This window comes from Eubacteriaceae bacterium ES3 (assembly GCA_030586155.1).
GTDB lineage: Bacteria > Bacillota > Clostridia > Eubacteriales > Eubacteriaceae > Acetobacterium.
This window is the reverse complement of the sequence record CP130741.1, coordinates 1,033,407-1,055,946: the sequence shown is the minus strand read 5'-3', so window position 1 is coordinate 1,055,946 and position 22,540 is coordinate 1,033,407. Positions and strand designations below refer to the sequence as shown.

Annotated in this window: 21 protein-coding genes and 1 riboswitch; of the genes, 7 read left to right on the top strand and 14 right to left on the bottom strand. The window is 40.9% G+C overall.

Annotation, left to right across the window (positions count from 1 at the left end; translation table 11 throughout):
- Window positions 1–13: 13 nt before the first annotated feature.
- Together Q5O24_04815 and Q5O24_04810 are read left to right on the top strand one after the other, a co-directional pair.
- The gene (locus Q5O24_04815; protein WKY48642.1) at window positions 14–688 is read left to right on the top strand and encodes a HesA/MoeB/ThiF family protein; all 675 of its coding nucleotides are present in this window, start codon (window positions 14–16) and stop codon (window positions 686–688) included.
- A gap of 9 nt (window positions 689–697) precedes the next feature.
- Window positions 698–1,204, top strand: coding sequence for a MogA/MoaB family molybdenum cofactor biosynthesis protein (locus tag Q5O24_04810; GenBank protein ID WKY48641.1), 507 nt, complete (start codon window positions 698–700; stop codon window positions 1,202–1,204).
- Between the two features lie 58 nt (window positions 1,205–1,262).
- Here Q5O24_04810 and Q5O24_04805 read toward each other — a convergent pair whose 3' ends face one another.
- Window positions 1,263–1,484 (bottom strand): PC4/YdbC family ssDNA-binding protein, encoded by a 222-nt coding sequence (locus Q5O24_04805; protein ID WKY48640.1) that lies wholly within the window; start codon window positions 1,482–1,484, stop codon window positions 1,263–1,265.
- A 9-nt stretch (window positions 1,485–1,493) separates the two neighbouring features.
- Window positions 1,494–1,748, bottom strand: a complete 255-nt coding sequence (locus Q5O24_04800) for a glutaredoxin domain-containing protein (GenBank protein WKY48639.1) — start codon at window positions 1,746–1,748, stop codon at window positions 1,494–1,496.
- 146 nt (window positions 1,749–1,894) lie between these two features.
- Here Q5O24_04800 and upp point away from each other — a divergent pair, with 146 nt between their 5' ends.
- Window positions 1,895–2,524 (top strand): uracil phosphoribosyltransferase, encoded by a 630-nt coding sequence (upp, locus tag Q5O24_04795; protein WKY48638.1) that lies wholly within the window; start codon window positions 1,895–1,897, stop codon window positions 2,522–2,524.
- A gap of 246 nt (window positions 2,525–2,770) precedes the next feature.
- On the opposite strand, the gene Q5O24_04790 is transcribed toward upp, so the two are convergent.
- The 3 genes from Q5O24_04790 to Q5O24_04780 are packed head-to-tail and all read right to left on the bottom strand — an operon-like array spanning window position 2,771 to window position 5,907.
- On the bottom strand, window positions 2,771–3,934 hold the full coding sequence (locus Q5O24_04790) for a SpoIIE family protein phosphatase (protein ID WKY48637.1): 1,164 nt from the start codon (window positions 3,932–3,934) through the stop codon (window positions 2,771–2,773).
- Window positions 3,934–5,637 (bottom strand): [Fe-Fe] hydrogenase large subunit C-terminal domain-containing protein, encoded by a 1,704-nt coding sequence (locus Q5O24_04785; protein ID WKY48636.1) that lies wholly within the window; start codon window positions 5,635–5,637, stop codon window positions 3,934–3,936. The genes Q5O24_04790 and Q5O24_04785 overlap by 1 nt, the downstream gene beginning before the upstream one ends.
- On the bottom strand, window positions 5,638–5,907 hold the full coding sequence (locus Q5O24_04780) for a (2Fe-2S) ferredoxin domain-containing protein (GenBank protein ID WKY48635.1): 270 nt from the start codon (window positions 5,905–5,907) through the stop codon (window positions 5,638–5,640).
- A gap of 185 nt (window positions 5,908–6,092) precedes the next feature.
- A riboswitch (molybdenum cofactor riboswitch) is annotated at window positions 6,093–6,210 on the top strand.
- Between the two features lie 70 nt (window positions 6,211–6,280).
- On the opposite strand from Q5O24_04780, the gene Q5O24_04775 reads away from it, so the two are divergent.
- From Q5O24_04775 to Q5O24_04760, 4 genes are all read left to right on the top strand, one after another.
- Window positions 6,281–7,150 (top strand): substrate-binding domain-containing protein, encoded by an 870-nt coding sequence (locus tag Q5O24_04775; GenBank protein ID WKY48634.1) that lies wholly within the window; start codon window positions 6,281–6,283, stop codon window positions 7,148–7,150.
- Window positions 7,151–7,264: 114 nt separating this feature from the next.
- Window positions 7,265–7,972, top strand: a complete 708-nt coding sequence (locus Q5O24_04770; GenBank protein ID WKY48633.1) for an ABC transporter permease — start codon at window positions 7,265–7,267, stop codon at window positions 7,970–7,972.
- A complete protein-coding gene (locus Q5O24_04765) occupies window positions 7,956–8,660 on the top strand; it encodes an ATP-binding cassette domain-containing protein (protein ID WKY48632.1) in 705 nt (234 codons plus the stop codon). The genes Q5O24_04770 and Q5O24_04765 overlap by 17 nt, the downstream gene beginning before the upstream one ends.
- Before the next feature lie 160 nt (window positions 8,661–8,820).
- Window positions 8,821–9,903, top strand: coding sequence for an HD-GYP domain-containing protein (locus Q5O24_04760; protein WKY48631.1), 1,083 nt, complete (start codon window positions 8,821–8,823; stop codon window positions 9,901–9,903).
- Between the two features lie 34 nt (window positions 9,904–9,937).
- On the opposite strand, the gene Q5O24_04755 is transcribed toward Q5O24_04760, so the two are convergent.
- The 9 genes from Q5O24_04755 to Q5O24_04715 form a co-directional block, all read right to left on the bottom strand.
- Window positions 9,938–11,158 (bottom strand): chloride channel protein, encoded by a 1,221-nt coding sequence (locus tag Q5O24_04755; GenBank protein WKY48630.1) that lies wholly within the window; start codon window positions 11,156–11,158, stop codon window positions 9,938–9,940.
- A 149-nt stretch (window positions 11,159–11,307) separates the two neighbouring features.
- Complete coding sequence (ilvB, locus tag Q5O24_04750) at window positions 11,308–12,969, bottom strand: biosynthetic-type acetolactate synthase large subunit (GenBank protein ID WKY48629.1); 1,662 nt, start codon at window positions 12,967–12,969, stop codon at window positions 11,308–11,310.
- An 84-nt stretch (window positions 12,970–13,053) separates the two neighbouring features.
- Window positions 13,054–14,718 (bottom strand): dihydroxy-acid dehydratase, encoded by a 1,665-nt coding sequence (ilvD, locus tag Q5O24_04745; GenBank protein WKY48628.1) that lies wholly within the window; start codon window positions 14,716–14,718, stop codon window positions 13,054–13,056.
- Window positions 14,719–14,756: 38 nt separating this feature from the next.
- A complete protein-coding gene (gene leuB, locus Q5O24_04740; protein WKY48627.1) occupies window positions 14,757–15,818 on the bottom strand; it encodes a 3-isopropylmalate dehydrogenase in 1,062 nt (353 codons plus the stop codon).
- An 85-nt stretch (window positions 15,819–15,903) separates the two neighbouring features.
- Entirely contained in the window at window positions 15,904–17,490 is a 1,587-nt protein-coding gene (cimA, locus tag Q5O24_04735; protein ID WKY48626.1) for a citramalate synthase, read from the bottom strand.
- Window positions 17,491–17,503: 13 nt separating this feature from the next.
- Window positions 17,504–19,039 (bottom strand): 2-isopropylmalate synthase, encoded by a 1,536-nt coding sequence (locus Q5O24_04730; GenBank protein WKY48625.1) that lies wholly within the window; start codon window positions 19,037–19,039, stop codon window positions 17,504–17,506.
- A 115-nt stretch (window positions 19,040–19,154) separates the two neighbouring features.
- A complete protein-coding gene (gene ilvC, locus Q5O24_04725) occupies window positions 19,155–20,147 on the bottom strand; it encodes a ketol-acid reductoisomerase (GenBank protein ID WKY48624.1) in 993 nt (330 codons plus the stop codon).
- A 500-nt stretch (window positions 20,148–20,647) separates the two neighbouring features.
- Entirely contained in the window at window positions 20,648–21,109 is a 462-nt protein-coding gene (tadA, locus tag Q5O24_04720) for a tRNA adenosine(34) deaminase TadA (protein ID WKY48623.1), read from the bottom strand.
- A gap of 23 nt (window positions 21,110–21,132) precedes the next feature.
- Window positions 21,133–22,344 carry an EAL domain-containing protein gene (locus tag Q5O24_04715; protein WKY48622.1) on the bottom strand — a complete coding sequence of 404 codons (1,212 nt, stop codon included), beginning with the start codon at window positions 22,342–22,344 and terminating at the stop codon, window positions 21,133–21,135.
- Between the last annotated feature and the right edge of the window lie 196 nt (window positions 22,345–22,540).

Here is a 22,540-nt window from a genome sequence, read left to right as displayed (position 1 = left end):
GGAGGTGACTGTCATGTCACGCTATGAGCGAAATTTCCCGGCATTTACTGAAAATGATTTTGAAAAAATTCGCCAGACCAAAGTCTGTGTCGTCGGTTGCGGCGGTTTAGGCGGATACATTATCGAAATGCTGACACGTATTGGTATCGGTTCTCTTATTTTAATCGATGGCGATGTTTTTGAAGAATCAAACCTGAACAGGCAACTGAATTCCACCCAGAAAAACCTGGGTACATCCAAAGCCAAGGCCTCAGCGCTGCGGGTTAAACTTATTAATAAAGATGTTAACACTTGTCACTATAAAGAATTCTTAACTGCAGAAAATGGCGCCCAGCTTATTGACGATGCTAATATTGTAATCGATGCACTTGATAATGTCAAAGCCCGGCTCATTTTACAGGATCTCTGTAAAAATAAGGGAATTCCCCTTATTCATGGGGCAATCGGCGGCTGGTTTGCCCAGATAACAACAGTTTTTCCTGAAGATAACACCCTCTCACGGCTCTATTCCGAAGAAAAAGATTACGATTCAAAATCTATGGGAAACCCTTCCTTCACACCGGCCCTGGCTGCTTCCATTCAAGTTTCTGAAGCCTTAAAAGTCATCACCGATAAAGAAGATTTACTCAGGAATCAGCTTTTGTATATTGATCTGTTATCCAATGAAATCTTTAAATTTAATATCTAAGGAGAAATTATGTATCGAACAGGAATTTTGACCCTCAGTGATAAAGGGTCTCAAGGTCAACGTGAAGATAAAAGCGGTCCCCAAATCGCGACTATGCTTGCTGCCACAAATCTTTATGAAATTGTGCAAGCTGAAATTCTACCGGATGATCGGGAAACGATAAAAAGTAAACTGATTGAGTGGGCCGATCAGGAAAAACTGGATCTGATCCTGACAACCGGAGGGACTGGGTTTTCCCCCAGAGATCAAACCCCAGAAGCGACCATTGAGGTTTGTGACCGCCTAACGCCTGGAATCCCCGAAGCAATGCGCTATTACAGCCTGCAGATTACTCCCAAGGCCATGCTCAGCCGCAGTGCCGCCGGAATTCGCAATAAAACCCTGATTATCAATCTCCCTGGCAGTCCAAAAGCCGTTAAAGAAAACCTTGAGGCAATCCTTCCCTCCCTGGATCATGGTTTGGAAATGCTTCTTGGCAGCGGTTCAGCCGACTGTGCTCAGCCCTTAAAAAAATAATTACGACAAATAAAAAATGTTTCTTCAATATGACTATTTATTGAAGAAACATTTTTGTTTACAGGTCCATACCATTTAATATCTCCCGAAGCTGAACCAGTTCGTCAACTGTCAAAGTAATCCCTTTTCGCATTTTATCATGATCTGCATTCCAGTCTCTAAGATCATATTTAGGATCCCTTTCGTTCCAGCTCACCAGATTCAGCTCTTTTTGCCATCCGCTGGGAAGTTCACTTAATACCCCAATCTCCTCTACAATATCAAAAGTAATATTTGCCATAACTCCTCCTTATTTAAGCATCTCGTCGAGCTGCCCGCTTTCATCTAATGCTTTCATTTCCGAATATCCGCCAATAAACTTGTCCCCAATAAATATAAAGGGAACCGTATAGTGACCAGTCTGCTTCTCCAGGTTTTTGCGCATGACATTATCCTGAAAAATATCAATTACATTATAGTCCAGATTTTTCTCATCCAGCAGTTTTTTAGCACCGCGGCAATAAGGACAATGTGTCCAAATATATAAGCGAATTTCTTTTTGCATTATTTTACCTCACTTAAAATTCTTTCCATTATTATTCCACATTAAATCGAACTTGTAAACTGACTTTATGAAAATCTTAAAAAAATCTAGTAATATTCTTAAATATATCGTATCATTAATTCTGAAAAAAGAAAAAGGAGCTAATCATGGAAAATGTAACCATTGTAGACCACCCTCTGGTCACACACAAACTAACCCACCTTCGAAAAAAGGAAACCCCATCCAGAGAATTCAGAGAACTGGTTAAAGAACTGTCAAGTTTAATGGCCTGGGAGGTCACCAAACATTTCCCGTTAAAGGATATCGAAATCGAAACTCCCGTAGCTAAAACAACTAAACAGGTACTGGCTGAAAAAGATGTCGTCATTGTCCCCATTCTCCGTGCTGGCCTGGGTATGGTTGAAGGCTTTACCAATATTATTCCCAAAGCAAAAATTGGTCATATTGGTCTTTACCGGGATCCAGAAACGCTTGAAGCTGTAGAATACTATAAAAAGCTGCCAAGTGATATTTCCGAACGTGAAGCCATAATCGTCGATCCCATGCTTGCTACTGGTGTCTCAGTTATCCATACCATTCACCTTTTAAAAGAAGCTGGTTGTAAAAACATCAAGGTTGTACACATTCTCGCCTGCCCGGAGGGAATTAATGCTTTAACCTCCGCCTATCCCGATATTCCCATTTTCTGTGCTGCAATCGATGAAAAACTCAATGACCATGCTTATATCGTCCCTGGACTTGGCGATGCTGGAGACCGATTGTTTGGAACGAAATAATTGCTATTGATTTTAATTCTTATTTAATTAATCTATATCAATAATAATTAAATATTTCTTAATTTATTTTATTCGTGTTTATCCTTCAGATTCAGGGTATAAAATGAATATAGCTTTTCTCCTCAAAAGTATATTATGAAGAAAAGGAATCACCTCTTGCTGGTGGTTCTTTTTCTTTTTTGTACTTCAACTATCGGTTCTTTTGTTTTAAAAGCAAAACTGAGCTGTTCTTAACTATAAATCTATTTACAGATATATAATGTTGATACCCTTATTAAAAACTTCCAGCAAAGCAATTAGTTTTTGGGTGATTCGCCATTTACAACTTAATTCTTCCGGGAAATCAGCGTTCTGGTGCGCAGGATTGATCGAGTTCCCCATTATAACATCGATGTTTGTACATTCATTAATCAGGTAATTCGCCAAAATCGATGCCGCATTTTTTTCTTTAAAAATTTCACTGCTAACCTGGTTATTTAAATAGCTTTCAATCAATTTTACCGTTTCCTGAATAGTCAGAACACCTTCTGTCACTAAATCAATGCTTTCCATCCTCCCAACCGGAGGCAGTTTTTCCGACATGGTTGAAAGATCGATCTTTATTTCTTCACCAAATTCTCTGGCCATCATATTGCCGGCAGTACCGCCACAGATAATTTTTTTACCTCTTCCATATTCCAGCATTTTTTTTATCTCTGCATCTTTTGACCGGTCAAGGGGCGGACCGGTGAATAAAGTAAGGTACTTGTGTTCCTCTGCTCTAATCACAGCAACCGTCGTATCATCTCCGGGTTTTTCTCCATATAACTGAAAACAGGTATCAATGAGTGCCATGGAAATCTCTTTAGCCCGCTTGTTTTCATAGGTACGGGCCAAAATATAATCTGCAGCTTCCTCCCACTCCCAGCCAAAATTGAGACAATTACCAATCCCGGCATGAATCACCCCATCACTAAAAAAGGCCATTACATCTCCTTTTTCGATAATGATCATTGATTCGTAAATGGACTTTTCCTGAAATTCAATTTTTCGTCTTCTTAAATCCAGGACTTCACCATCACGAATAAAAACCAGAGGCGGATTATCAAATTCAACAATGTAGACCATCTGATTGCGAAAGATCTGAACAATGGTAAAGGTCGAATAGGCCAATCTTCTAACCTGGCATTCCGGCAGGGTCGCTTCAAGTGTTTCTAAAACATCCTGAAGACTCATTTTCTCTTCAAGCATGGTTGCCGCAATGGTCGAAGTCAATGTGGACAGGATATTGGCTTTAACACCACTTCCCAGCCCATCAGACAGCACAACTATGTTACTTTCATCATTTATCCTAATTTCTACATTGTCCCCGCACAACTCTTCATTGACTTTATTAACCGAATCAGTGGCAATATCCATAAATAATGGCATCAGATATCTTCCTCTCTATTTCTGACCACTTTTTGCAGCTTGGTTAAAGTGACCTTGGTTTCTGCTGTGGTTTCTCCCAATAAACCCGCTATTTCATGAGCCACCCGCATTTGTTTATCGATCACCTTCTGAGCCATACTCAGGGTTTCTTCCTGCATTTTAAGAAGCGCTTTTTCCTGCCGTTCCTGTTTTGTCACATCGATAAAAATCCCCATATATAGCTGTTGAGCAGGAATAAAAGTCAGAATTTCCATAAAAACGCGGTTTTCCCGTTCGTAAGTCCCCTTGCCAGTGTAATTGTTGTCATTAGAAAATTTCAGCTTTTTGAAGGGATTGTAATCCAAAATATCCATGAACCTGTAATGGAAGATTTCTTCCCGTTTAATGTTAAATAAGCGTTCTGCTGCATCATTAAATTCGATAACCCTAAACTTTTTATCCAGTACCACAATGGCATTCGGTGTCGTTGTAATGATCAAATTTGATATAGCCTCATTTTTATTTGTAATCAGGGGCAGACACATTTCTACTTCTGCCATATTCCAGTAAACAGCCCGGGCTTTATCCCGACAGGAATCATAACCGCATATCCCGCAATTGAGTTCATCTTTAGGCGAAAATTTGCCCATTTGAATTAAAATCTCTTCCAGATCCTTTTCGGGTATCTTTTCTAGCTGCCTGACCGGATTCTCAGTGAATTCTCTTTTAAAATCAAGACCCGGTATACCGATCTTAATTTTTTTATCAGCGTTTAGATCCAGATAAGTATTAATCATTTCAATTTTTTCATATTTGGTCAGCCTGGTCAGAATATTTCCCGGACCATTCATGCATCCCTCTTCACAAGTCCGCATCTGGATCCAATAATTTTTCTTGAGCTTTCCAATATCCGCAAAAAAAGCCATACAGTTTTCGACTCCTTCGATGCGGATAATTTTTCGATCAGTCGTGAATTTTTTCGTATCATTATCGGTTAATCCAAATGCCATTGGCCAACTTTCATACTGATTGCCGTCAAAAGCATCAAATTCTTCCAACTCGCTTTCTTGCGGGTTAATCCCTTCATCACTTAACCATTGTCTTAAATCATCAAAAGTTAAAACAGCATCGATTATATTCTCAACCTGCGGCTCTGCAATTTCGTTTTTTGCTGCCAGGCAGGGCCCTATCACAACAATTTTATACTCAGGATATCGGCTCTTTAGCATTTTTCCATGGGCTACCATTGGTGAAACAGCCTTGCTGAGGTAACCAATATAATCAGGGTAATACTTTTCAATCAAATTATTAATGGCCGAGCAGGAAGAGTTAATCACAAATTGCCTATCGCTGTTAAATTCAAGCTCAATTTCGCGGGCAAGCTCATCGATAGCCACAGACATCTCTTCGATAACGGTAAAGCCCAATTTTCGTAAAGCCCCCAAATACTGTCGGGGATGAGGCAGGTCAGCCGTAGCCGGAAAAACACCTGCCAGACTAACTGCTATCTGTACATTGCCCAACCACTCTTTGACCAGGTTAAGATCACTTTGAATTTCCTTAGCATTCTGTGGACATATCTTTATACAGTCGCCACAGCCAATACACTTATCAGAAACGATCTGGGCATGCTTATCCATTAGTTTTATGGCTTTTACCGGACAAACCTTGATGCATTTATAGCAATTCCGGCACTTATCCTTAGAAAAATCAATAATTCCCAATTACTTTTCTCCTGTTATCTGAGTGAATATAAACTCTGCCGTGTCCTCTGTTACCGAGTAAAAGTTCCCTTCGCATTCCACTGACACCCCATCCTGACAATGTCCCATACAAAATGAGCCTTCCAGTACAAAATCTTCTTGAAGATTTTTATCTTTAAGTAAACGTTTAAAAATCTGCACCACCTGATAAGATCCTCTGACATGACAGGAGCTGCCGATGCATACTTTTATCATTTTCATGTTTTTCCCCAACTTTACTATTTTCATCATAGTATCACTCACTATGTACACTGTCAACACGTCTGCCTTACTAGCACTGATGATTTTTTGTCATCTCCAGAATCTCCTGATCATAACCCTTTTATTTTTATATTCTCGTAGACTTTAAAATCATTAATAGATTCTTGTTCACTTATGTTTATATTGACTGACATCAGGTTTTTTGTTACACTAGCTAGCAAGAAGCAATCCGAACTTGCAGGCCTAAAGGTTATCTATGGTTTTCAAGTCGATAGAGTGCAACTGGAAACGGTTGCGCTTTCCAGTGTGTAGAGGATGGTTTTTATTCTGCACGACTGATTTCAGTCGTTTTTTATTGCCCTGAAAACAGGGATACCTGTATTATATATTTTAGGAGGAAGAAATGAAAAAGAAAAGATTTTCGGTTAAACTAGGAGTATTGTTATTAAGTATTCTGACTGTTTTAAGTTTTACTGCCTGCAGCAGCACTGACACAGCAAGTGATGAGCCTCTCGAAGCCGGCTCAAATGGTGAAATTATTCTGGCTACAACGACCAGTACCCAGGACAGTGGTTTGCTTGATGTTATCATTCCAGATTTTGAAGCCCAGACTGGCATTGCTGTAAAAGTTGTTGCTGTCGGTACTGGTAAAGCCCTGGAAATGGGACAAAACGGTGAAGCCGATGTGCTGCTTGTTCATGCCAAATCACAGGAAGAACAGTTTGTCGCTGATGGTTACGGCCTTGAACGGTTCGATGTAATGTACAACGACTTTGTCGTACTGGGACCAACAACTGATCCAGCTATGGTTATGACCTCAGCCGCCGATGATGTTGTTGCTGCTTTTACACAGATTTCTACAACTCCAGCTACTTTTGTATCTCGTGATGACAAATCCGGTACTAACTCAAAAGAGTTGGCCATTTGGGAAGCTGCAGGTATTACTCCTGATGGTGACTGGTATGTCAGAACTGGATCAGGCATGGGGGATACCATCACAGTAGCCAATGAAATGCTGGGATATACCCTTTCTGACCGAGCAACTTATATTAACATGAAAGACACAATTGACCTTGATGTAGTATGTGAAGGCGATCCTTTACTCTTTAACCAGTATGGTGTTATTGCTGTTAATCCTGAGATCAATGAACAGATTAATGCAGATGGTGCTCAGTCTTTTATTGACTGGATTCTTTCAGCTGAAACTCAAACATTAATTGGCGAGTATACAATTGCCGGCGATCCTTTATTCACACCTAACGCTGGTGAATAAATAAATGTAGCATCAGATCCCTCGAGAATCTGAAATATACTATTAAAAAGTCAGCTGATTTAGCTGGCTTTTTGATAGTATAAATACCATCTTCCAGATATTGGAGTCATAAAAATGGATTATATACTTGACGGTTTTAAAGAAGCCATACAACTCATTATATCTCTCGATCCGGAAATTTACCAGATCGTCTCTTTGTCATTATTCGTATCTTTTACTTCCACAGCCATCAGCACAGTGATTGGTGTTCCCTCAGGTGTTTTTCTGGGCATCCACCAGTTCAGAGGTAAGAAATGGGTTTCCCGAATGCTTTACACTTTTATGTCTTTTCCGCCAGTTATTATTGGTTTATTCACCGCTCTAATGTTAGCCCGTTCAGGACCATTTGGTCAATATAAACTCATGTATACCGCAACTGCCATGATAATTGCCCAAACCTTTCTGGTTACGCCAATCATAACAGGCGTCATTTTCAACTATGCAACCAGTAACGGGCAGGAGATTGTGGAAACAGGTAAAACTTTGGGTGCTAAAGGCTTGACCCTGCTGCTGCTGATAATCTCTGAACTGCGGACAACCATCATGATCGCACTGGTAACAGGATTTGGCAGAGCAATCTCAGAAGTGGGCGCTGTGATGATTGTGGGTGGTAATATTAAGGGCTATACCCGAGTTATGACTACCTTTATTGCCATGAATAACAACATGGGTGAGTACAGCTTATCCATCGCCATGGGACTCATTTTGATGTCAATTTCATTTATCACCAATTCAATTCTCTATAAATTTGTGATCGGAGATCTGGATGAACTTAAGAATTAATCAGCTCAAGAAAAACTATGGCCCAAAGACGGTTCTGGATATTCAAGAGAAAAACCTGTTTTTTAAGGCCGGTCAAATCAATGGTATAATCGGTCCCAACGGTTCAGGTAAAAGTACCTTAATGCGGATTATTGCCGGTTTGACAGGATCTACAGCAGGCGAAATTTTATACGATGATGCGCCACTTGATGAAAGCCTCAGCCAGTTGCTGACTTATGCCAGCCAACAAGCTTTTCTTCTGTCGAAATCGGTTGAAAAAAATATTGCTTTTCCTTTAAAATTACGCCATTATGGTAAAACTGACCAGGAGCGTATCGTGGCTGAACAGCTATCTGCCTTCAAGCTCGAAGACATCCGTGATCAGAATGCAAAAAAACTCTCTGGTGGAGAAGCTCAAAAAACGGCATTGGCCAGAGCACTTTCCTTTTCTCCCAGATTATTGCTGCTCGACGAACCCACCGCCAGCATCGATCCCCAGAGTATTCAGATAATTGAAGCTGCACTGATAAAAAGAAAGGAACATCCTGACCTTAACACACTAATCATTACCCATAACCTCAGCCAGGCATTTCGTATCTGCGATACGCTGACATTTATCCACCAGGGAAAGATCCTTTTCTCGGGAATGCCTGCTGATTTAACGAATGATTCCAATCCATTAATTAAAGAATTTATTTCATTTAATTAGAATCCTTAATTAAACTCAATTATTGAAAAATAAATGTCCTGATTTTAGCAAAGTTATTGCCAAAAATTCAAATTTCTGATATAAATAATAAGTAAACCTATTTTTAATTTTCTGCATAAACTGCAATGAACTACGAGCATATACACTACTGGAGGATCCTATGAGATATGTACCAACATTTTGCCTCCGTGAAGGCATGGTACTGAGTAACAGCCTTTGGGGAAACAATGGTGAGCTGATATTATCACGTGATGTGACGCTTACTGAAGATTATATAAAACGAATAAAAAAACTTAATTACAATGGTATATATATTGAGGATGATTTATCAAAAGATCTTTATATCAGTAATATCATAGATGACCGCGTACGAGCCCAATCTGTCAAATGTATCAAAGATGTTTTTATCCGTTCCGAACTTGGTGGAGAACTATCACCAGAGCAAATCAGACAGGTTGAAAGTCAGGTCACTTCCATCGTCGACGAAATCCTCAACAACCAGAATATGATGATTAATATGATCGATCTTAAAGTTTTTGACGATTACACCTATTATCATTCGGTCAATGTTGCTGTCTTATCAATCGTCCTGGGCGTTTCTCTGGGACTAAGGAGGCAAGAACTGTGTGACCTCGGAGTTGGCGCTATTCTTCATGATATCGGAAAAATTTTCGTCTCCCAGGATATTCTATGCAAGCCTGGAAGCCTGAATGAGCAGGAGTTTACTGAAATGAAGAAGCACTCTTCATCCGGTTATGATTATATTTCCAAACGCTTTAATATCAGCGATGCTTCAAAAACCGCCATCCTCCACCATCATGAAAAATTTGAAGGTGGCGGCTATCCAAATAATCTCAAAGGTGAAGAAATTTCTCTTTACGGACGAATTATTTCGATCGCCGATGTTTATGATGCCATGACCTCAGACCGCCCCTACCGTAAAGGAATTGTACCCTCAGAGGTGGTGGAATTTCTGATGGGATCAACGCACTCGGCTTTTGACCCGGAGCTGGTCGAGTTGTTTATCACTAAAATTGCCCCCTATCCGATTGGTACCTACGTTCGTCTCAGCAACGATCATATCGGTATGGTTGTTAAAAATTATTCTAATTTCTGTATGCGTCCAATGATTCGTGTTTTTAAACACGGCCGTCAGGATGTCAAGCCATACGAAGTTGATTTAAGTAATAATTCGACTCTTAATATCACCATTGTTGAAGTTCTTACTCCGTCTTTCCAATAAAAAAAGATGCTTATTGCATCTTTTTTTATACCATCTATTCATTCTTCGGCCCAAATAGCTTGGGAAAAGCACCTCCGACAACGGCTCCTAAAGTCACAGGAATAATCCCGTCAATCGGGAAAATGATCAACAGCAAAAGAACAACTGCAATCGGTTTTTTTAAGATAAAACCGGTTAAAGCTGACGTGACAATGGCCACAGAAAAGACCGGATCAACGGGCAGAAAAGGTGCCAGGGCATAACCGATACAGACGCCGGAAAAAATTGTCGGGAAAATCTTTCCGCCCCGCCAGCCTAATTCCTTACAGATTACACCTACCATAAGCTTGAAGATACCAGTCAAAAGTAAGGTAAGCGATCCCATTGTTTGCCAGATTTCCATAATTTCTTTCATTTGGTGTTCTCCTGAGAACATAACGTATGGCAAAAATATTCCAAAGGCCCCCAGCACCACACCACCAATAATTGCTTTAGTAATAATCAGCTGGTCAAAAGGCTTGGACATTTTTTTAATTCCTTTTTCCATTATGTTTTCAAACAGTCCTGCACCTACCCCGATGAGCGCTAACGGAAGGGCAATCAACCAGCTTTTCATGTTGATTTCAGAAATATCCGGAAATTTTCCCCACCCCATTTCTCTGCCAGTTAATGTGTTCAAAAACACCAGAATCCCTAAACCACAAAAAATCGCCACTAAATATAAAAATGTTTTACTGTTTTTAGGCAGAAAGGTTTTTTCATTCTCGGTTTCAATATCATTCATAAAACCAAATAATGGGGATCCAAATATAGCCCCAACAGTCGCCGCGATTCCAATTTCAGGAATCAGCTCCACTTCTTTAATCGTTGCTTTAAAACGGTCTGAAAACCAGAAACAAAGTCCTGCTATCATACCGGTAAGCCCGGCCTCCGGTCCCAGACTGCCGCCAAAAATAAGCGGTAAAAGGGCCGCCATAGCCACAACATGAAGATTATTATAAGGAATTTTCTCCCCTTTTTTAACTTCCTGCAGGACTTCTGCCATCTCATATGGGTAAGGACCAAACTTTTTCGTACACAGCCCGATGAGCAAGCCGCCGAGACCACAAACCATGATGGGATATATTGAAAAGTCCAGCTGGCCGGGTAAATATTTCCAGACAAAATCTATCCCGCTATTCATTACTGTTAATACAAACCAGGTAATCCCTCCAATAACCGCCCCTAGAACTGCAACTGTTATTGTCAGAATCAGGCTTTGTTTTGCATCTTTCACTCAGCACCTCCCCTTTTCACTGATTTTATTATAGCCTTCTAGTACGTTTAAGGTCAACAAAAAGTCCTGGAGTAACATTTTTGCGTCAAAAAAATGAAGCCGCTTGATACAGGGTTTTCCTATACCGAGGACTTCAGATTTTAATTTAATTATTCATAATAGATTTCATCGATGGCGCATCCGGCTGGTACAATAGGATATACGCCTTCTTCATTAGAAATTTTAACCTGAACCAGCACCGGTCCTTCAATTTTTTTAACTTCTTTAAGAACTGATTCAAGTTCCTTCAGATCCGTTACTAAAAAGCCTGGAATCCCGCTGGCTTCCGCTAATTTAATATAATCCGTACACTGAGCAATATCAGTCTGGGCATATCGTTTTTCGCTAAACAGCTTCTGCCACTGTCTGACCATCCCTAAAGTCTCATTATCAAAGACAAATATCTTAAGAGGCAGATTGTATTTTCTGACAGTAATCAGCTCCTGGCAATTCATTCTAAAACTGCCATCACCGGCAATCAGCAGAACATCATCTTCAGGATTAGCCAGCTGAACGCCTATTGCTGCGCCTAAACCAAAGCCCATCGTTCCCAGACCACCAGAAGTAATAAACTGACCCGGACGTTTTACATTCCAAAACTGTCCTGTCCACATCTGATGCTGACCAACCTCTGTTACAACAAAGCTGTCTGGATAGGCCATATTCATCTGATTTAAGATATTTTTCGGGGTATAGATATTTTCCTCAGGCACCGGTAATCGCCAGGTATCAATCTGTGCCATCCATTCAGGATAGGATTTTTTTTCGATTTTTTCGGTTAACATAGGCAGGACATCTTTAATATTTCCCTGTAGCGGCAAATCAGTTTTGACATTTTTAGCAAATTCAGTTGGATCTATATCAATGTGAATAATTTTCTTGTTTTGCACAAAAGCATCGCAATTCCCTGTCACCCGATCACTAAATCGCGCACCAACAGCAATTAAAAGGTCTGATTTGATCACTGCCAGATTTGTTTCCTGGGAACCGTGCATCCCAACCAGGCCCATCGACAATTGATGATCACGGGGAATACCACCCAAACCCATTAACGAATTAGCTGTCGGAATTCCAGATTTTTCAACAAATGCCAGAAGTTCACCGTGAGTATTCGATCTGACCACACCACCACCAGCATAAATAATCGGTCTTTGAGCCTGACTAATCAGTTCGACTGCTTTTTCAATAGAAACTTCTGAAATTTCAGGGTGAGAAAGACCAACACTTTCTATTTCTTGAGGTTTATACTCAGCTTTTGTCAAAAATACATCCTTAGGCACATCGATTACAACAGGTCCAGGTCGGCCTGACTGTGCCAGTTGGAAGGCTTCTCTAATGATATCTGCCAGCTCTTCTACCCTGGTTACCAGATAATTATGTTTGGTAATCTGCATGGTCACACTGGTAATATCAATTTCCTGGAATGAATCCTTTCCCAACAAAGGCGTCGCAACCTGACCGGTAAAAACAACCAGCGGTACTGAATCCAGATATGCATTAGCAATTCCGGTAATGGCATTCGTTGCCCCTGGACCTGATGTGGTAATGGCTACCCCAACCGTATGACTGGTTCTTGCATAACCGTCCGCAGCATGTACGCCATTTTGTTCATGGCAAGGGCCAATTTCTGCAATATCAGGATCAAGCCGGTAAAAAGCATCAAAGAGAGGAATCACCGCACCACCAGGGAATGAAAAAACATGTTTAATTCCCTGTTCTTCCAGACATTTAACAACGATTTCGGATCCCAATAACAAATTTTTATCTTCCATTTTTTCACTTCCCTTCAAATTTATATATCAATAAAGCCAGAATCATCGATGATTTCTGGCTTTATCGAATCGTAATACTTTAGCTTATTTTTCGAAAACTGCTCCAGTTGAAGCTGAGGTTACCAACTTACCGTATCGTGCCAGATAACCGGTCTTGATTTTTGGTTCTAAAGGAACCCAGTTTTCTTTTCGCTGTGCCAGTTCTTCCTCACTGACTTTTAAAGAAATTGACCGTGCCAGAATATCAATGGCAATCAGGTCACCTTCCTCAACCAGAGCAATTGGTCCACCAGCAGCCGCTTCCGGAGAAACATGGCCAATAGATGCTCCACGGGTCGCCCCACTGAAACGTCCGTCAGTGATTAATGCCACGTCTTTATCCAGGCCCATACCGGCGATTGCCGAAGTTGGGAAAAGCATTTCCCGCATTCCCGGTCCGCCTTTGGGACCTTCATAACGAATGACAATCACATCACCCTTATTGATTTTACCACCACGAATCGCTGCTGTTGCTTCTTCTTCGCTGTTGAATACTCTAGCTGGCCCTTCATGGGAAAGCATTTCCGGAGCAACCGCTCCCTGTTTGACCACACATCCGTCTGGAGCCAGGTTGCCAAACAGAATTGCCAGGCCCCCTGTTTTACCATAAGCATTGTCGATTGGGTGGATGACCTCATGATTTTTATTAACCGCTGATTTTATATTTTCAGCAATGGTTTTTCCAGTCACCGTCATCAATGAAGTGTCAATCAGGTCTGCATCGGCTAAAATTTTCATCAGTGCCTGGATACCACCGGCATAGTACAGATCCTCGATATGATGACCGCCTGCTGGAGCCAGCTTACACAAATGTGGTGTTCTAGCAGAGATTGCATTAACTTCCTGTAAATCAATGGTTACGCCAGCTTCACTTGCTATCGCCGGTAAGTGCAGGATACTGTTAGTCGAACAACCCAGTGCCATATCGCAAGCCAAGGCATTGACGAAATTTGCTTCTGTCATAATATCTTTGGGTTTTATATCGCGCTTGAACATTTCCATGACCTGAATCCCAGCTTTCTTAGCTAAACGTACACGTTCAGCAAAAACTGCTGGGATAGTTCCATTGCCAGGCAAACCCAGTCCCAGAACTTCAGTCAGACAGTTCATAGAATTGGCGGTAAACATCCCTGAGCAAGATCCGCAACTCGGACAAACCGAATCTTCATACTCTTTGAGTTGGTCTTCATCAATTTTTCCGGCATTAAAGGCACCCACTGCTTCAAAGGCCGTATTCAAGTCACTGTCTTTCTGCCCAACTGATTTTCCAGCCAACATGGGACCACCACTGACAAATACGGCCGGTATATTTAAGCGTGCTGCTGCCATTAACATACCAGGAACAATTTTATCGCAGTTAGGAACAAACACTAAAGCGTCTAATGAGTGTGCTGTCGCCATAATCTCGATTGAATCCGCAATCAGTTCCCGCGACGCCAATGAATATTTCATGCCGCTATGACCCATGGCGATGCCGTCACAAACCCCAATAGCCGGGAATTCGATCGGTGTACCGCCAGCCATTCTGACACCTTCTTTGACCGCTTTTGTGATAGTGTTTAAGTGAATGTGCCCGGGAATGATTTCATTAAATGCATTAACTACCCCAACCAGCGGTTGTTCAAGCTCTTCATCGATATAACCCATAGCTTTAAATAAAGAACGTTGTGGCGTTGTTTCAACACCTTTTTTGACCTGATCACTTTTCATGGTAATTCCTTTCTGACTTTAAATTGTATACTATAATTCTATAAATTTTCGATGATTTTCTGACCCATCTCAACAGTATTGACCATCGTCATACCTTGAGAATAGATATCACCTGTTCGATAGCCCTGAGCCAGTGTCTTTTTAACAGCTGCTTCAATTGCATCAGCTTCTTCGTTTAAATCCAATGAGTAGCGCAGCATCATGGCAACCGATACGATAGTAGCAATCGGGTTTGCCTTATTCTGGTTAGCAATGTCAGGAGCAGAACCGTGGATTGGTTCGTACATACCAAACTTGCCATCTGACATAGAAGCTGAAGGCAGCATTCCGATTGATCCGGTCAGCATACTTGCCTCATCAGATAAAATATCACCAAACAGATTACCAGTTACGATAACATCAAACTGTTTGGGGTTAATAACCAGCTGCATAGCTGCATTATCAACATATAAATGATTAAGGGTAACTTCCGGGAAGTCTTTAGCAACTTCTTCTACAATAGATCTCCAGAAACGGGAAACTTCCAGAACATTGGCTTTATCAACATTAGTTACCTTTTTGCCACGTTTCATGGCAATGGTAAAAGCGGTTCTGGCAATTCTTTCCACTTCCGGACGAGAATATTTCATAATATCCCAAGCTGCAGTTTCTCCGTCCCGGCCTTTTTCACCAAAATAGATACCACCTGTCAGTTCTCGAACAACCATAACATCTAAACCTTCACCAATAACTTCCGGTTTTAGAGGACAGGCATCTTTTAACTCTTCGTAAAGGATGGCTGGTCGCAGATTGGCAAAAAGACCTAAACTTTTTCTTAGAGCTAAAAGACCAGCTTCCGGGCGTTTATCCCCTGGTAAAGTATCCCATTTTGGTCCACCCAGAGCACCCAATAAAACAGCATCGCTGTTTAGGCAAATATCCACAGTTTCCTGAGGAAGCGGGGTGTCACAAGCATCAAGAGCCGCACCACCAGCCAGCACTTCAGTATAATCAAAGGTATGATCAAATTTGTCTGCCACAGCGTCAAGCACTTTAATACTGGCGGCAACTATTTCCGGTCCGATTCCATCTCCAGGAATCACTGCAATTTTATAATTCATTCACTTTTCTCCTACAATTTTAATATTTCTTTAGTCGAACTTATTGATTATCTGTTCGCACTTTTTTTCTTTCTGACTGCCTGGACTAACCAAGCTTGTTTTGTTCCTCGTCGCTAAGCAGTTTATACTCGATGGAATCAATCAGAGCAATCAGACTGGCCTCAATGACGTCGGTTGAAACACCCACACTGGTCCAGATATCCTGGCCGTCTGAACTTTCAATCAAGACACGCACTTTTGCTGCGGTCGCCGATTTTGAATCAATGACACGGACTTTAAAGTCAGTCAGGCGAACATTTTTAATGCTCGGATAGAATACTTCCAGAGCCTTTCTCAAAGCCTTATCCAGGGCATTAACCGGTCCGTCGCCTTCGGCTGCATTGATTTCTGACTGGCCATCCACATTAATTTTTACCACCGCTGATGAACACAAGCCCTCATTGGAATGCGGCTTTTCACCAATTGTTTTAAAATCTTCAAGAACAAAATAGGGTTTATGCTTACCCAGTTCTTTTCTGATTAATAGTTTGACACTGCTTTCCGCACCTTCAAACTGATAGCCCTGGTATTCCAGTTCCTTGATTCGATCCATCACCTGGGTTGTTTCGTCCGATTTTTTGGTCAGAGTCGGATCCACTTCCTTAATCAGCTGAATAATAGTCGAGCGGCCGGAAACTTCCGACATCAAAATCCGCCGTTCATTACCAACTGATTCCGGTGGCACATGCTCAAATGAGGCAGGATTTTTCATAACCGCATCAATATGCATTCCACCTTTGTGGGCAAAAGCTGATTTTCCTACAAAAGGCATTTGATTACTTAATGTGAAATTAGAAATCTCGGCAATCCGAATCGCTGAGGTCGTCAGTTTTTCCATTTCCTCTTCCGACAAGCAATCATAACCCATTTTGAGCTGCAAGTTAGGAATAATTGAAGAGAGATTTGCATTTCCAGATCGTTCACCATATCCCAGGAATGTTCCCTGCACCTGACGGACTCCGGCTTCTACTGCCATAAGTGAGTTGGCAACTGCCAGTCCGCTGTCATTATGGCAATGGATTCCTAATGGGATCGACAGTTTGCTTTTAACATCTGTTACGATTTCATAAATCTCTGAAGGCAGTGTTCCACCGTTAGTGTCACATAGTGCCAGACAATCGGCGCCGCCTTCCTGGGCGGCAATAAGCGCTTCAATAGCATAATTTTTATCAGCCTTGTAACCATCGAAAAAGTGTTCCGCATCAAAGGTTACATCTTTCCCATGCGCTTTTAAATAAGCCATCGTATCCTGAATCATTTTAAGATTTTCATCTAATGTTGTTTTTATGATATCAGTAATGTGGAAGGTCCAGCTTTTCCCGAAAATTGCCACTGCAGGCGTTTTTGTATCGAGGATTGCAGCAAGATTAGCATCATCTTCCACATGGATTCCGCCACGTCTGGTACTGCCAAAAGCCACCAGCTTAGCATGATTTAACCTGGCATCTTTAATCCGATTAAAAAACTCGATATCCTTGGGATTTGAACCGGGATTCCCTGCTTCTATATAATCAACACCCATGCGATCAAGTGTCTCCATAACTCTAATTTTATCTTCAACCGAGAAAGAAATCCCTTCAGCCTGAGCTCCGTCACGGAGAGTTGAATCAAAAACAAGTATCTTTTCGCTCATCTAACTGCCTCCTTTACACTTTCTCAGAATTTATCTGGGTTTCATTAATATATATCATTTGATTGACTGCATCAATATAAGCTTTTAAACTGGCATCAATAATATCTGTACTTAAACCCCGGCCATGATAAACCTGATTACCATCGGAAATCTTAACCTGGGCTTCACCCTGGGCATCCGTTCCATCCGTAACGGCTTCCACACCGTAATCAATCAGAGTCAATTTAGTACCAACCAGTTCGCTTACTGCTTTAAATCCGGCACTGATCGGACCATCTCCCAGAGAAACCCCTTCAATCAGATCGCCATTTTTACTAAGACGTACGGTTGCTGCCGTAGAAATGGTATTTCCGGTAGAGATCACAAAGCGATCCAGGCTATAAACTTCAGGGATAGCCAGTTGCTTCTGTTCAACCAGGGCTAAGATGTCCTTATCAGAGATATCTTTCTTTTTATCAGCCAGCATTTTAAACTGCTCAAATAAGTCAACAATCTCTTCAGCGGAAAATGAATAACCCAAAGAGGACAGTTTATCAACAAAAGCATGTTTTCCTGAATGTTTTCCCAGAACCATCTTATTCTCTTTCAATCCAATAGATTCTGGGGTCATGATTTCATAGGTCTGCTTGTTAGCCAGAACCCCATGCTGATGAATTCCCGATTCGTGAGCAAAGGCATTTTCTCCAACAATCGCTTTATTGGGTTGAACTTTTACTCCTGTTAACTTCGTTAATAGACGGCTGGAACGATAAATCTGAGTCGTATCGATATTTGTATCTGCCTGATAAATATCATTTCTGGTTTTTAAAGCCATTACGATTTCTTCGAGTGCCGCATTGCCGGCTCGTTCTCCGATCCCGTTAACCGTACATTCAACCTGTCCGGCACCTGCCTGGATAGCTGCCAGTGAATTGGCGACAGCCAGTCCCAGATCATCATGAACATGGGCAGAAATCACCGCTTTATCGATATTGGGAACATTATTTCTGATACCTTCAATAAATTTAAAGTATTCATCCGGTGTCGCATAGCCAACTGTATCGGGAACGTTTACCACTGAAACCCCTTCATTGATAACGGCTTCAAGCACCTGGTATAAAAACTCCGGTCTGGAGCGGGAAGCATCTTCAGCTGAAAACTCTACCTCACCACATAGATTTCTGGCAAACTTGGCCATTGCAATTGCTTTTTCAAGAACTGCTTCCGGCTTCATTTTTAATTTATACTCCATATGTAAATCAGAGGTTGCAATAAAAAAATGAATTCGCGGATTAACAGCATTTTTTATTGCTTCATAAGCCGTGGAAATGTCTTTCTCCGTACTTCTGGCCAGACTGGCCACGGTTGCATTTTTTATCTCTTTAGCCACCAACTGGACTGATTCAAAATCACCAGGAGAGGCAATGGCGAATCCGGCTTCAATAACGTCAATATTGAGTCTTTCGAGCTGTTTGGCCATCTCCAATTTTTCTTTTAAATTCATGCTGCATCCTGGTGACTGTTCACCATCCCGAAGGGTGGTATCAAAAATTTTAACGATTCTGCTCATTTTTATCTCCTCCTGTTATTTTTTGTCTCAATTGAAACTGAATTTAGCTCATCCACTTTATTGTTAGATGGTTATAAAAAAGAGCAGAAGCGATCTGCTCTTAAAACCGGTTAAATTATTTCTTGATCCAGGACATCATAGTACGAAGCTCAGCACCCACTTTTTCAACCTGTGTTTCTTTTTCCATTCGTCTGGTTGCGTTAAAGTAAGGACGGTTTGCCTGATTTTCAAGAATCCAGTTTCTGGCAAATGTGCCATCCTGAATATCAGAAAGTACACCTTTCATAGCTTGTTTAGTTTCATCGGTAATAATTTTGCTGCCAGTGATATAATCACCATACTCTGCAGTATCACTGATAGAGTAACGCATGTAGCTTAGTCCTCCCTGAACAACCAGGTCGATGATCAATTTCATTTCGTGAACACATTCAAAATATGCACTTTCTGGTTGATAGCCTGCTTCTACAAGGGTTTCAAATCCAGCTTTCATTAGAGCTGTTACCCCACCGCATAGTACTGCCTGCTCACCGAATAAATCCGTTTCGGTTTCTTCTTTAAAGGTTGTTTCAAGAATACCGGCACGTCCTCCACCAATTCCAGAAGCATAAGCCAGACCCATATCATGGGTATTTCCTGAAGGATCCTGATAAACTGCGATCAGACAAGGAACACCTTTACCTTCCTGATATTGACTTCTTACTGTATGACCAGGTCCTTTTGGAGCAATCATGAAGACATTGACATCAGCTGGTGGTTGAATCTGTCCGTAGTGGATATTAAATCCGTGTGCAAATACCAGGTAATTGCCTGCTGACAGATTAGGTAAAATGCTTTCTTGATAAATTTTAGACTGAACTTCATCTGGTAAAAGAATCATAATGACATCAGCCGCTTTTGATGCATCTGCTGCCGTCATAACTTTTAAGCCGGCTTCTTCAGCTTTTGCCCAGGATTTGCTGCCTTCATATAGACCAACAATTACATTCACACCTGAATCTTTTAAATTCTGAGCATGTGCATGCCCCTGGCTGCCGTAACCGATGATTGCTACTGTTTTTCCTTCCAGTAAGCTTTGATTACAATCTGCATCATAAAATAATTTTCCCATTCGTTAATTTCCTCCTTGAAATCTAAACCTTAATTTATATAAAATTATCGCCGGATAAACCAGGATCCTTTTTATATGCTAAATAAACATCTTATAAGAAATATTGAAAACAAAAAAATCCACCTCTATAAAAAAACAGAGGCGGATAATATCCACGGTACCACTCTAATGCAAAATAACCTCACAGTTATTCTCTCTTCAGGTCAAACAGAAGACTGCCTTAACCATAGTCGTTTAACGTTGACACCTAAAAGGTACGGCTTTCCCTAATCACATCTGACAGATCCTTTCAGGTCAGCAGCTCGCAAGTGAGTATTACATACCATTGTTTATTGGATTCACACCATCTTCCAACTCTCTGAAAATCAATTACCGGTATCTTTCTCTTGGTCATCGCTGTTAATTTTTTTATTTGAGTCATTATATCGATTAATAAGCCCTTTGTCAATGCCTTATTTTTTGATATCGGTTTCCAAAAATCCTCTTTTTAACCCTTGTTTTTATTGTGAATCTAATCGCCGATTTTTGAAGAATGTCTGCATTAATGCTTTGCAGTCTTCATCAAGAATTCCACCATATATTTGCATCCCTTTGTTGAAATTCGGATGCCTGGAAATTTTAAAAGTTGATTCAACACCACCGGTTTTCCACTCATTAATGCCAAACACCAGAACCGGAATTCTAGCCTGTATGATAGCCCCAGTGCACATATAGCAGGGTTCTGCGGTTACAAAGAGCTTGCCTCTCTTGAGACGCCAGGTTCCCAATTTTTTAGCTGCTTCACGAATAACAATCATCTCGGCATGAGCAGTAGGATCATTTAGGCTTTCTGTTAAATTGTGCGCTTTTGCAATTACTTTCCCGTCCCAGACAAAAACCGCTCCAATAGGTACTTCGCCTTGTTCAAAACCTTTTTTTGCCATTTCTATAGCCAGCTTCATGTAATCCTGTAGTTTAACCATTTTCAATCTATCCAATCACATCTTCAGCTAATCATTAAAAGTACATCACTGGCCCAGTGGATCGCCGACTGATAAGCCTGATTCAGGTATTCTTCGTCGATAGATAATAACTCCACCATTCTTTCCACTTCCAGCCAGTCTCCTTTTTCATAATATAACATTAAGTTATAAACTCCAAATAGCGCTCCCCGCTTCATAATTAAAGCGTCTTTAATAACCTCCGGGATTACCATATCAGAAAGCGCCTCTTCTAATGACTGATCAAGAATCCCATCCAGGCTGCTGAACAGCCCCATTAAAGAGGCGTGATGCTGGCAAGAAGAAGGCATTTCCAGAAGCCTTGATAAATCCTGAGCAAATCGGCTTCTAACTATTGACAATCTGATTAATTCATGAGGTTTGTCCGTTGCCAGATCCTGAAGCATCATCGTACTGAGCCAGCGTTCAATTTCATCTAACCCCATAAAAGTTAAGGCATTTTTAATCGATTGTAACTGATTTTTCCCGGTTCGGGCACTTACCATTCTTAAAATTCGGTAACTGAGCAGAACATCAAGCTGAATCTGCTCTGCCAGTTTCTCATAGGATGGATCCTTTTGATGAAGTTCCGATATTAACCGAAAATACTGCAGTTTTGTTGGTGCTTTGTTGCAGGATTGTGCGGCAATCAGCGGTTTACTGAAAAAATACCCCTGAAAGAGCTCAAATCCCATTTTTTTTGCCTCGAGATAAACCTCCTGGGTTTCCACTTTTTCAGCGAGAAGTTTTTTACCGAGCCCCCTGGCTTTTAAAACAGCCTCACAAATTGTCTCTAGAGGTGTTGCCATCAAATCAAATTTTATAATGTCAGCAAAAGGCATTAGCGGATAGGTTTCCAGGTCCTCATCAAAATCATCCAGCGCGATTTGGTAGCCTTTTTCTTTTACCCTTTTAAGCCGCTCCAACAACAGTTCATCAACTTCAACGTCCTCCAGCATTTCGACGACCATACGGTCTGAACTGATCAGTTCCAGTGCTTCTGAATGGATAAACTGCTCGTCAAAATTAATAAAAGCCAGTTTATTTTCAACGATTTGATCCAGTCCAATCTCATATAATCCCAATAACACTGATGCGCTGGCTCCTTGCGAAGTGACACCGTCAAAACCTGCTGATTGATCGCCCTGTCTGAATAAAAGCTCGTAACCAAAAACATTTAATTTCGCATCAAAAATTGGCTGTCTGGCGATAAACATAAACCCCTCCACATTGCCTTATGTAATTCCTAAAAAGAATAAATTAATCTTACCATCAGTCTTATTATTATACAAGAATAATTCACTATAAATTATCGCCTGCTTTTCTCATCCTTACGTTAAAAAAGAGAAATGAAAAACTCCAGCTTATAAAAAACTGGAGTTTTTTTACTCTTAATTAATTCTCTATTTTTAT